Genomic DNA, 12,105 nt, shown 5'->3' on the forward strand with positions numbered 1-12,105 from the left:
CTCAGAGTAGAAAAGGTGTTTCGAATGAAAATCAAATTCTGGTACATCGTATAACCGTGAACCAGTTCAACTGACGGCGGATATTTACCAACGCTTCTATTAAGTCGCACTAAAGAGGTGTCGGCTTAATAGGGGTGTTAGTTTTCAAGCTGTGAGTCATCAATAGTAATATTGAAGTCCTTTCCAGAAATATTCAGGGTAACATTATCTCCGTTAACTGATATAAAATCTGCATAGTTAGATAAAAGACACTCCTCAGAATCCCTTGCTCCCTTAATTGTTCCGTAGGCTGTATTGAAGGCAAATCCCTCAGCGATTGAGTATGAGTACCCATCATAGCCCTGTTCGTATAGCCCATCAGTCCCTTTTGGGTAGTTTAAATAAAGCTGTTTGTTGTACTTGGGTTTGAATGCATTAATAACAGCTTTCTCCGCGTCGGCTATTATCCTGTGATAATCAAAAGAGAAATTGAGATCTTCATCGTCTAGCTCACCTGTCCCGCTAAAAGATGTTAGGATGAGTGGCTCTACTTCAAATAGAAGCAGGTAAGTCTCATCGCTAACCCTAGCACCAGGTGAACGTTGATCCTCTGCGGCTAAAATATCCATGCGTGCTTTATGGCCTTTTTCTATTAACCTACTGTAGCTATCCTGATTTTTCTTAGCGATTCCAACGTAAAGCAAGTCGAATGTCATCATTTCACGATAGTTATCAAATCCAGTGACTAGGCTCTGCTTCCTTCCGCGCCTCATTAGCAAGCCATCGGGCGTAGCCTTGAATACCTGATCTCTTTCAAGATATACATACAAGGAGTCTTTATTGGCTTGAACCTGAAGTTTGAACTCATCCGGTGCACGCTTAAAGAAGTCCATTCTTTCGATATGAAGGAAACCACTAGATGATGCGCCTGAGTCAAGTTTGATTTCAATCTCAAGTAACCCTTCCTTCGATTCTTCAATTTTGCTAAAGCTAGCTTTGGGTCTACCGCAAATCATATAGAAATGACTGCGTCGCAATCTATCAATGACATTTTGGTCGTCGTCAGTAATGCCTGCCGCTTGAGTATTTGAGATTGGCGGAGCTACGAGCACAAGATGTGCACTGCATGCTTTTCTATCGTGGGTTGCCATAGAATTTCCCTAAAGATAAGTAGCTAATAGCCAAAGTCTGAGAGTGCGGTTTATTTCCAGTCTTGAACACTATCTCAATGATCTATAGATATATTATAGCCTCTTAGTATTGTTAGTAAACTGGCGTAGACTGAATCCAGCACTCACACAAGTCACATAACATTTACTTCATGATACAAAAAGTGCAATAATTAAAAAAATGAATCAAATTGAAATCAAATAGAGGTCAAATTAAAGGTGGCAAAAATTCAGGTTAGAAATTTTCCAGACGAGATCTATTCTCGTATCGAAGCAGCTGCTGGCCGTGCTGAACGGTCAATTGAATCAGAGTGTCGGTTGGCTTTGCTAGAACGTTACCGCCCGGAGCTTGAGAAAGTACTATCACAGCGTGAAACCTGGCAGAAAGAATCCGGCCAACGGCTGCAATGGCTTTTCAATCGCTTAGAGAGTGATCGTTTCTTTAGAGATGGGTATAAGCCTGAAACATTTAGTATGACTCGTTTGGCTCGTATGCTGGGTGAAATATCTCCCAGTAGGCTTATGGAATGCATTGAGGGGCAGCAGGAAATAACATTTGATTTAGCTGACCGCATTGCAGGGAAATTTGACGCTAGCGCAGACTGGTTGCTGTCCGGCGAAGGTTCTCCATTTCCTGTTATACGGATAGGTAATAAGGGCTATAAAGACTTTTTCTTACCGACAGATGGTCAAACTGGTTATACATTTGAGTTAATTAGGATCAGCCATGGGCGCCATGAAGGAACCTTGATCTGTTTACGCTATCACCCTGACACACACCGCTATGTATTAGGCGTTGTAACAGAAGCATTCCATCTAGCTAGTGGTATGGGAAGTGGTGGCCATTCGGAGCTGAAAAAATTTCTGATTTTTCTCAAAACTGAATGTGCCTCTTTGCCTCTCAATACTTATGAATGGGAACCACAAAATGGGGAGGATAATTTCTGGGAAATCTTTGGCCAGCACCATCCAGTGTATTTTCAAAATCCTAATTGCCGCACCACAGCTCGTTGGCTTCAACAACTACTTCAAGGTGAAGATCCTGAAGACTGGTTTAATGGCTGGTCATCAACTCTGCAAGAAATAAAGGATACACCTTTTGGTGGTTGATATCATTTCTAACTAGATTTCTTACATTTGATATCATCAATCATTGGATTTTTGCTTCATTCTAAAATCCAATGATCAATATAACCAATTGATATTGTAAGAAGCCTAATTTCACTGAACGCTGGATCCGACATGAAATGTCGGATCCTGTCATTGAGTAAATGGCGTCCAACATTAGAAAAATACATCCAGTGATTGAAGAAATAAAAGGAGCCAATTGGCTCCTTTTATTTTTCCATTTGGCTATTTTAGCCGAACGTCCCGGCTACCATCTTTTGTCGGAACGGTGAGCTAAGCTAAGTCCGCTATTTACAATTCAAGGCTAAACCTACACCTACACCTACACCTACACCACCAGCCACACCAGCCAGGTAAACGCGAACCCGCACAGCCCGAGTATCGTCGTCAGTACGGTCCAGGTTTTCAGGCCGTCGGAGACAGAAAGGCCCAGATACTTAGTGACAATCCAGAATCCGGAATCGTTGACGTGGGACAGGCCCAGTCCTCCGAAGCACATAGACAGAGTGACCAATACCAGCTGAAGGCTGCTTAATCCCACGGCGGCTTCAGACAGCAGCCCGCCAGTCGTCAGAATAGCTACCGTCGCCGAGCCCTGTGACGCGCGCAACGCCAGAGAAATGATAAAGGCGGCGGGAACTAACGGTAGCCCGATAGTCATCAGCACGTCGGCCAATGCCTTGCCCACGCCGGATTCCACCAGCACTTTGCCAAATACGCCACCTGCACCGGTAACCATAATAACCATAGCCACTGTTGGCAGCGCACCGCCCATGACATCACTGGTATGCTGTAGGGTCCAGCCGCGGCGAATCGCCAGGAAGTAGAACGCCAGCACCAGCGCAATCATCAGCGCTATGCCCGGAGAGCCCAGCAGAGAAAACAGATCTCTGACAGGCGAACCGGCCTCCATCACCGTGGCGGACACCGTACCCATCATGATGATAGCGATAGGAATGATGATCAGGGCTGAAATAAGAAACGCGCTGGGAGGATTCATACGATCGGTCAGCGGCACCCTGTCCGCTGGTGCGGGTTCCGGCTTGGCCAACTGAAGCTGTTCCAAAACGTCTATCGACATCATGTAATTTCTGCGGTTAAGACTCCGGGCAACGAAGTAGCCGATCACGCCCACAGGAATAGAAATCAGCAGCCCGATAATCGTAAGCCAACCCACGTCAGCATTCAAAAGCCCTGCGGCGGCGACCGGCCCCGGATGCGGCGGTAGTGCAACGTGTACGGTTAACATCACACCGGCCATCGGCAAACCAAACTTAATTGGTGATACTTTAGCTACCTTAGCAAAGCCATAAATAATCGGTACCAGAATGATAAATCCAACGTCAAAAAATACCGGAATACCGAGAATAAAAGCGGCGATAGTTAATGCAGCCACAGTTCGCGTTGGCCCCAGCTTTTTACTAAATGATTCTGCCAGAGATTCCGCGCCACCAGAGTGTTCAATCATCCTGCCAAACATCGCACCCAGGCCAATAATGATGGTAACCGAGCCAAGAACGCTGCCCATACCAGCAGTCATGACTTTCATGACGTCACCGGTCGGAATGCCGCTGGCCAGTGCCACAAACAGGCTGGCTATCAGTAGTGCCACAAACGGCTGAACTTTCGCTTTTATCACCAGCAACAGGAGCAATAACACGCCCAAGGCCGCTATCGTTAACAGTGCAAATGTCGACATGGTTAGACCCTTTAATAGGTAAAAGTAGGGTACCGCATCGATAATTACATCGACGCGGTTGGTTTATTTTTTTTATAAATTCGTTTCTATACCGTCTTTACGAACTTTATTTCAGTGCTACATTTCGGTACTACTATTGGGTACTATAAATAGGGTTTCACCCAGCCAAGCCCCGCCGTCGTTTCACCGCGTGGCTTATACTCACAGCCCACCCATCCCTGGTAGCCAATTTCATCCAACTTGTTGAAAATCCAGTCATAGTCAAGCTCTCCGCTGTCCGGTTCATGACGTTCGGGTACGGAGGCTATCTGGATGTGTGCATAGCGTCCCGCCATTGACTGAATAATGTTGGTCACGTTGCCATCCACCAACTGGGCGTGAAAAAAGTCCAACTGAACAAAAGCGTTGGGCTTATTTATTTCCTCAATTAATGCCAGCGCCTGATGCTGGCTGCTGAATAAATAGTTGGGTTTAATCGGCGGGCTAAGTGCTTCAATCAGCACCTTAATGCCGTGTGGTGCAAAGCGATCCGCCGCGTAGCGAATGTTTTCAATAAATGTTTGACGACAAGCCTGGCGATCGGCTCCTTCGGGAATCACGCCCGCCATCACGTGCACGTTAGGGCAGTCGAGCGCAATGGCGTATTCCAGCGCCCTGTCGATATCCTCACGCGCTTCGCGCTCACGACCGGGCAGCGCGGTTAATCCCCACTCTCCCGCGGCAACGTTGCCGGGAGCTGTATTGAACAGCACCTGCTTTAGCCCGTTTTGCTTAAGCTTTTCGGCAAGTTGGTCCGCCGGATACTCATAGGGAAACAGAAACTCGACCGCCTTGAAACCGGCCTTGGCCGCCGCTTCAAATCTTTCCAGAAACGGCCATTCGTTAAACATCATTGATAAATTGGCAGCAAACTTCGGCATAGTTTATCTCCGTAACTCAGCAAGTTGCTCTTCAGACAAATAGCGGATGCGACGATCGCCCAGCGTAAATATCAGCTTTGCCGTCTCTTCCAGCTCTTCATAGTTATCTGAGGCGTCGCGCAGTGAGCGCCCCAGCGTGACCGCACCGTGGTTGGCTAACAGGAAGGCCCTGTTGCCGTTGGCAAGTTTGGCGAGATCTTCACCGATCCGCCGGTCGCCGGGGCGGTAGTAAGGAACCACGGGGACTTTTCCCATCCTCATCACTACATAGGGGGTAAACGGACGGATCGCGTTTTCCATATTGAGATCTTCCAGGCAGGAAAGCGCCGTCAAATAGGTGCTGTGCAAGTGGACGACTGCTTTACACTCTGGATTGTTGTGATACAGCGACAGGTGAAAGCTGACCTCTTTTGACGGCTTGTCGCCGGAAATCAGCTCACCGTCCAGACCCACCTTAGAAAGTCGCTCGGCGTCAAGCTCGCCCAGGCAGGAGCCGGTCGGCGTCGCCAGCAGTGTGTCATCAGGCAGTAGCAGAGAAAGATTGCCAGCAGAACCCGTCGCGTAGCCGCGCTGAAACAAGGAGGCGCCCAGGCGAACCATCGCTTCACGTGCCTCAAGTTCCGCCTGAACTAACGTCTTTTCAGTCATACAGGAAACTCCGACTGTGCTCTGGCAAAGAAGTTTTCATCACCGAAATTGCCTGACTTAAGCGCCAGAGAGACAGGCCGCTCTGTCGCTCGCACCCACGGCACTCCGGGGGAAATGCAGGGGCCGATGTGAAAACCGTGAATGTCTAACGATTGGGTGATGACCCCCGACGTTTCTCCGCCAGCCACGATAAAGCGGTTAAAGCCAGCTTTGTGAAGCAAAGAGACAACTTCGGAGAACAGGCGCTCAACCGCGTGGCTCGACGTCTGCGAGCCATATTTCTGTTGGATAAGCTTGAGCGTCTCTGGTTCAGCCGTGGCGTAGAGCATCGGCGCAAGGCCGTCGCCGGCATTTTCTTCTACCCAGCGGGCCAGCTCTGCGGCATAGGCTGCGTGCTCGGAATCGGATGCAACACAGCGTTCCACGTCAATCGCTTTTGACGCAGCCTGCTGACGATAGCGCTCTACTTGAAGGTTGGTCATGGTTGAGCAGGAGCCGGAAAGTACCACGGCTTTTTTCCCCTGCGGTGCGCCGGCAAGCTTGGCGTTGTTTTTGCTCTGTCCTGACTCTTGATCCACAACGGCCCACTGCCTGGCGATACCGATAGCCAGGCCGGATCCACCTGTCACCAACTTCATCGACTTGACCGCTTCGCCCTGCACCAACAGGTGCTGCTCGCTCAGGGCGTCCAGCACCACATAGCGTTTTCCTTCTTTAGCAAGCGCGGACAGCTTCTGCTTTACTGCCTGAGCACCGAGATCGAGTTCTGACGCAGTAACTAAACCACATTTCCCTTCCGCCTGTGCTTCCATCAGACGCAGCAGGCTGCTGTCAGTCATTGGCGTTACCGGATGGTTACGCATGCCGGATTCCGATAGCAGTTGCCCCATCACGAACAGGTAACCCTGGTACACGGTACGCCCGTTAACCGGCAGCGCGGGAGAAATAACGGTCTGTGATTCGCCCAGTGCGTTCAGCAGCGCGTCCGTCACCGGTCCAATGTTGCCTTTCGGCGTACTGTCGAAGGTTGAACAATATTTGAAGTAAAACTGACGGCAACCCTGACGCTGAAGCCACGACAGCGCGGCCAGCGATTGCTCCTTAGCCTCTTCTACCGGGCAGGACCGGGACTTCAGGCTGATAACGACCGCCTGCGTGTTGACGATAATGTCGTCAGCGGGAACGCCGTTTAGCTGAACGGTGGAAAGGCCATTTTCCACCAGGAAGCTGGCGATGTCAGTTGCCCCCGTAAAGTCGTCTGCAATAACGCCTAGCAACATTATGTGTTCTCCTTACCCTTCGGCAGCTCGATACCGGAGAAAATCTTGATAACCGCGCTGTCGTCTTCTCTGCCAAAACCGGCGTTGCTGGCCTCTGTAAACATGTTCAGTGCGGTGGATGCTAAAGGAAGTGGGAAATGAAGGGACTTGGCTGTATCCGCCACCAGACCCAGATCTTTAACAAAAATGTCTACCGCCGACTTGGGCGTATAGTCACCGTCGACCACGTGACGCATGCGGTTCTCAAACATCCAGGAGTTACCGGCGGCGTTAGTGACCACATCGTACATAACGTCCAGCGGAATGCCCGCCCGTGCGGCCAGCGCCATCGCTTCAGCACCAGCAGCGATGTGAACTCCGGCCAACAGTTGGTGAACGATTTTCACCGTAGCACCGAGGCCAATTTCTTTACCGATGCGATAAACCTTGCCCGCAACGGCGTCTAACACCGGAGCCAACTGGCTGAAAGTATGTTCGCTACCGGACGCCATCACGGTCATTTCGCCCGCAGCGGCCTTCACCGCACCACCGGAAACCGGTGCATCCAGCATATTCAGACTGAATTCGGCCAGGCCCTTCTCTATTTCCTTTGCGTCGGCAGCGGAAATCGTGGAAGACACCATGACTGGCGTACCGGCCTTCAGGTGCTGAGCCAGTCCGCTTTCACCAAACAGGATCTTTTTCACCTGTATAGCGTTAACCACCAGCAGCAGTACCGCATCCAGCTTATCGGCAAACGCCTGGGCACTGGTCGCCGTTTCTTTCGCACCCTGCTGCTTCAGCGACGCCAGCGCGGTTGGGTTAATATCGGCGCCGTACGTCGTCAGCCCCGCGCGAGTACAGGACTGCGCCGCGCCCATACCCATTGAGCCCAGCCCTACGATGCAAACGGAATAGTCTTTCTTCTGCATACCTGTCTCCAAGTTCAAATTGTAATGTTAAAATTAGTTAATCTTTGTTCTCTTGTGTTAATTATAGGGAATCGTAAAAACAATATCGCGATCGAATTCACAAATGTTAACATTTATCTTCGTTTCAACATTTGCATGAAAATCATAGTGATTTTATTTTTTCATTTATTTTTAATAAGTTATATCATCATTAAGATGCTTCACACTTCATGGCTCACTGTGATAACTTATAACAAAAATTAACGCCATATTGTTCACCCATAGCGAGAAGCATTGTGATACCCGTAGAACGACATCAACAGATATTGGAACTGGTTGCCGAGCGCGGCGTTGTCAGTATTGCCGAGCTGACGGAGCGCTTCGGCGTGTCCCATATGACTATTCGAAGGGATCTCCATAAGCTTGAGCAGCAGGGTACCGTTATTCCAGTATCAGGAGGCGTTCAGGCGCAGGAAAGGCTTATTAGCGAGCCTTCGCATATGGATAAAGAAACGATGTTCAGCCAGCAGAAGGCCAGCATTGGCCAGCTGGCTGCGGACATCATTCCCCCCGACAGTTGCATTTATCTGGACGCAGGTACCACTACGCTGGCGCTGGCCAGGAAAATTGGCGAGCGCAGCGATCTGACCGTCGTTACTAATGATTTCGTCATCGCCAGCTACCTGATTGAATTCGGCCTATGTGAACTTATTCACACCGGCGGCACTGTCTGTCGGGAAAACCGCTCCTGTGTAGGAGAAGCCGCCGCTCACGCCCTGCGTAATCTGCTTATCGATATCGCGTTTATCTCCGCATCATCATGGAGCATGCGCGGACTGTCGACCCCCAGTGAAAATAAGGTTTCGGTAAAAAGGGCTATCGTTGACGCCAGCCACCGCTGCATTCTCCTGAGTGACACCTCAAAGTACGGCAAAATAGCCACTTACATGGCGCTGCCCATCTCGGTATTCGATACCATCATTACTGATAGCGCTCTGCCGGAAGCGGCTAAAGAGGCCATTCGTCTGGCGGAAATCAAGCTGATGCTGGCTAACGCCGAGGCATAAAAAAGTCCCGGCGTTTACGTCAGAATTCGGCGCTGAAAAATTGCTGATTTTTCTAAAAACTGAAAAAGATGAAATAAGAGGAGCCGTTTGGCTCCTCTTATTTTTTGTCTGAAACACCTGTCATTCCACTAAGTTATGTTCGATGCAAAAGTACTCATCGTTTTACTTACCGCTCAGATAATCGATGGCATAAGGTTTTGTCAGGACGCAGTACCATAATCAGACAGATCGATAGTCACAATATTGATAATATAATTTGATAAAATTACCTCATTAAATGACCGGCCAAATCAAAAAAGGATTTTCTGTGAAAACTCGGTATTTATCAGGCTCTCTGATGTGGGTCTTATTAGTTGGAAGTGCATGGTCCGGAGAGCAAGTAACGACTGCGGAAAAAAAAGAAAGCTGTCTGGAAGTAAACGGGCAGTGGAGTGTGGAGAATCAGGCAACTTTGCGTGATGGCTGGTTACTGGAAATTGCTAATGCTAATCGCTGCAAGCGCACAGGTGAAATGACCAGTGCGATGGATGCCGCGATGCGTGCACTGTCCATTGCAAAATCAACTAAAGACTTTTCCACTGACGAGTTAGATACCAGTGCGCGGCTGGTTGCCCGGTTGTTACAGGAGCAGAACAATTTTTCCCAACTGAGCCAGTTTGCCAGTCAAATGGTAAAAGAAGAAGGAAGCAAGCTGTCTGAAAGCGATATCAAAGCGTGGAAGATGAGGGCTATTCATAGCGCCAGTTTGGCAAAAAATCCCGATATGGTGGCTAACCTTCAGCAGGCTCTTTTTTCTGATGCAAAACCGTATGGCAAACTCTGGTCTCTGGATCTGGCTCATAATCAACTTCATTACGACCTGGCATCACTCAATTTTCCTTTGGTTTCCGGCAACTGGGTACTGGCTGGATTTATTCCCGCCGCAGCTCGCGGAGAGGCTGCTGAAATCATTTATGTCACCGGGGATACGCCAGAAAAGTCGATCGAACTGACATTTAAGGTCACCTATAGTGAACCGGATATCATGATGTCATTAGATAAAACTGTGAAGATTTCCCCTGAGCAGGCCCACATCGATAAGTGGTTAAATCGTCTACCAGTAAGGCGCGATCTGCCTTTGCCACCAGGAAAATTGCCAGATTTTGATTTTACTCAGGCAAAATCGGCGAATTTTATGGAAACAAAAGAGGTTTATCAGTTAGGTATGAAGGAACTGATAACGCATGCCAACTGGGTAGTTGCGAAAGGTGACTGGGTTATTGAGGTACAAACCCATTTTAATCAACAAATGCAAAAAGAGAGCGGAGATGCTGTTGCCTCGCTGTTTTCTGCTATTACATGGCCAGTTGCACCAAATCTATATCAGACAAAAATGATGAGCTCTCAGCTTTTCAGCGTAGAGACAAAGTTTAATGACTATCGTGATTATTCTCAGGTAATGAAACTTGCTGACGATGCGCTGAAAGATGCAGTATTTCCACATGAACTGTCAGAGCTGTATGCCGCTATGGGAATGGCGCAATATCATCTGAATAATCGATCTGAGGCGAAAAAATTGCTGCATCAGGCAATAGTACTGGATGCATTCGGTGGTTCTTCACGCAATAGTCTATATAGTCAGGCAATACAATATATGGCCGATATCGCCTGGCATGAAGGACGTATTGCAGAGGGAGAGAAATTGAATCAACGCGTGCTCCTTGCCCGACCTTTGCCCGATAAATGGGCAATAAGCAGTGATGGTAAGGATGTTATAAGTCAGGAATACGATATCGTTTTACCTGTTCGATTAGATGATTATTATCTGGAGTCTGCACAAAAAGGTCGTTTGAACGGTGCATGGTTTGATTATCACAATATCAATACCCGACGTAAAATCACGCTTTATATACTGAAAGCTGCCGACTTCCCTGCTGAAGAACGGGAAAAAATGTTTAGCTATGTTTTTGCCGAAGAGGGAAGTGCAAGGCTGGATAATGCGACGCACTCAACGATTACCTATGCTGATACATCAAAGGTGAAAGAAGGAACGATATGGCGCTTTAATGCATTCCCCGAGTTTGATGAAACTGATGAAGTGGTTCTATCAACAGCAGTAAGCAATGATAATTTGATGGTTTTTTACACCCGAGTACATAAAGACAATCAGCAAGAAATGAAGGAAGTTGACACCTTTATGCGCAAGTTTATCTGGAAGACCCCATCAGAATTGCAGAAAAAGGGAAATAATAGATAGATACCTGAGAGCGGGAATGCCAGTAGAGATTAGCCATTAATATATTATTGGGAGTGTATGAGGTAATAAAAATAACACCATAGTTTTTCACCTGAATAAATAATACTTAGCTCTTTTTTTTGGCTGATAATGTCATCGTATACAAGCAGAGATAATCATATGATTATCTCTGCTTTTTTTATCTATTTATGATTCCTGCGATTAAGGAAGGATATCTTCTTTCCTGCCTGATGGTTACTCACTGGTGATTTATTGGCATCCATCGTTGTCGTTGTTTTGCGGAAATGTAGATTTTTTGTTTTCATTTGTTGTTTTTAATTAATTCAATAAATATTGAATATAAATATTGAAAGTTTATATAAAATCTGACTGTTGTAAATAATGTGGTTCATTACTCAATGATATCCGGGTAGTACTCTCTTTATTACGATTAAACTGTGGATTATCAGAAAAGAATGCATATGCCAAAGAAATGATTAAAAAGTTATTTTCACGGGGCATAATCCTAATGATGATTAATTTATTGATTTTATTTACTAATTTATTGTTCTTTATTTATTGGAATAGGATTCAGGTTAGCAACTCAATATCTGGTGATATGCCTGGAGTTTGCTGTGGATAAGCTGAGAGTAAATTCTGATATGATAAAAAATGACGGATACATTTTGTTACTTAATCCATTTATCTAAATTATCCTTTCTCTTATATACCTTCTCGATATTTCTTTGATTTATTTATCTTTGTTTTTTAATTTTGAAAATGTTTTTAATAATGAAAAAAGCGTTGGTGCAACGCTTTTTTTTGGTTTATTAATTTTTTTTAAGTTAATGCCTATTACTAATAAGCTGAATCACTATGGTCAATTCAGTCTTTTTGACCAATTCATTGTGATTTATTCAGAATAAAAATCTGATTCATGTTCGTTGTTACATTACTTAGTTCGCATAGTCCTTTTCTTATAGGTTAATATGTAAGTTGCTTATTCACTGTGCCATATTTTCTAAAATGTGGCCTTAAATAACAGAAATTCAGCGTACTAAAGGGTCGTTATTACGCAGGAATGCTTATTTTTAATTTAAAAAATTAGCA

Annotated in this window: 9 protein-coding genes; 3 read left to right on the forward strand and 6 right to left on the reverse strand. The window is 46.6% G+C overall.

Translation table 11 applies throughout. The features are described from left to right. Positions 1-137: 137 nt before the first annotated feature. Positions 138-1,130: a hypothetical protein gene (locus GOL65_RS00095; protein WP_228723021.1), complete on the reverse strand. Its 993-nt coding sequence runs from the start codon at positions 1,128-1,130 to the stop codon at positions 138-140. Positions 1,131-1,367: 237 nt separating this feature from the next. Here GOL65_RS00095 and GOL65_RS00100 point away from each other — a divergent pair, with 237 nt between their 5' ends. Continuing rightward, positions 1,368-2,258, forward strand: a complete 891-nt coding sequence (locus GOL65_RS00100) for a FitA-like ribbon-helix-helix domain-containing protein (RefSeq protein WP_140920573.1) — start codon at positions 1,368-1,370, stop codon at positions 2,256-2,258. A gap of 346 nt (positions 2,259-2,604) precedes the next feature. On the opposite strand, the gene GOL65_RS00105 is transcribed toward GOL65_RS00100, so the two are convergent. The 5 genes from GOL65_RS00105 to ltnD all read right to left on the reverse strand — a co-directional run bounded on the left by GOL65_RS00105 (position 2,605) and on the right by ltnD (position 7,734). Then, on the reverse strand, positions 2,605-3,975 hold the full coding sequence (locus tag GOL65_RS00105; protein WP_140920572.1) for a GntP family transporter: 1,371 nt from the start codon (positions 3,973-3,975) through the stop codon (positions 2,605-2,607). A 143-nt stretch (positions 3,976-4,118) separates the two neighbouring features. Then, positions 4,119-4,895: an HPr family phosphocarrier protein gene (locus GOL65_RS00110; RefSeq protein WP_140920571.1), complete on the reverse strand. Its 777-nt coding sequence runs from the start codon at positions 4,893-4,895 to the stop codon at positions 4,119-4,121. Between the two features lie 3 nt (positions 4,896-4,898). Continuing rightward, positions 4,899-5,543, reverse strand: coding sequence for a 3-oxo-tetronate 4-phosphate decarboxylase (gene otnC, locus GOL65_RS00115; protein ID WP_140920570.1), 645 nt, complete (start codon positions 5,541-5,543; stop codon positions 4,899-4,901). Then, entirely contained in the window at positions 5,540-6,823 is a 1,284-nt protein-coding gene (otnK, locus tag GOL65_RS00120; protein WP_322091095.1) for a 3-oxo-tetronate kinase, read from the reverse strand. Before otnK ends, otnC begins: the two co-directional genes overlap by 4 nt. Beyond that, on the reverse strand, positions 6,823-7,734 hold the full coding sequence (gene ltnD / locus GOL65_RS00125) for an L-threonate dehydrogenase (protein WP_407657445.1): 912 nt from the start codon (positions 7,732-7,734) through the stop codon (positions 6,823-6,825). The genes otnK and ltnD overlap by 1 nt, the downstream gene beginning before the upstream one ends. Before the next feature lie 275 nt (positions 7,735-8,009). On the opposite strand from ltnD, the gene ygbI reads away from it, so the two are divergent. Further along, a complete protein-coding gene (gene ygbI / locus GOL65_RS00130) occupies positions 8,010-8,780 on the forward strand; it encodes a DNA-binding transcriptional repressor YgbI (protein WP_140920567.1) in 771 nt (256 codons plus the stop codon). 337 nt (positions 8,781-9,117) lie between these two features. Beyond that, complete coding sequence (locus GOL65_RS00135; protein WP_140920566.1) at positions 9,118-11,016, forward strand: hypothetical protein; 1,899 nt, start codon at positions 9,118-9,120, stop codon at positions 11,014-11,016. Positions 11,017-12,105: the final 1,089 nt, after the last annotated feature.

The organism is Limnobaculum xujianqingii (genome assembly GCF_013394855.1).
Classification (GTDB): domain Bacteria; phylum Pseudomonadota; class Gammaproteobacteria; order Enterobacterales; family Enterobacteriaceae; genus Limnobaculum; species Limnobaculum xujianqingii.

Coding starts and splice junctions, on each gene's coding strand:
- GOL65_RS00095 (WP_228723021.1), bottom strand. CDS start 1,130: ATGGCAACCCACGATAGAAAAGCATGCAGTGCACATCTTGTGCTCGTA.
- GOL65_RS00105 (WP_140920572.1), bottom strand. CDS start 3,975: ATGTCGACATTTGCACTGTTAACGATAGCGGCCTTGGGCGTGTTATTG.
- GOL65_RS00110 (WP_140920571.1), bottom strand. CDS start 4,895: ATGCCGAAGTTTGCTGCCAATTTATCAATGATGTTTAACGAATGGCCG.
- otnC (WP_140920570.1), bottom strand. CDS start 5,543: ATGACTGAAAAGACGTTAGTTCAGGCGGAACTTGAGGCACGTGAAGCG.
- otnK (WP_322091095.1), bottom strand. CDS start 6,823: ATGTTGCTAGGCGTTATTGCAGACGACTTTACGGGGGCAACTGACATC.
- ltnD (WP_407657445.1), bottom strand. CDS start 7,734: ATGCAGAAGAAAGACTATTCCGTTTGCATCGTAGGGCTGGGCTCAATG.
- GOL65_RS00135 (WP_140920566.1), top strand. CDS start 9,118: ATGTGGGTCTTATTAGTTGGAAGTGCATGGTCCGGAGAGCAAGTAACG.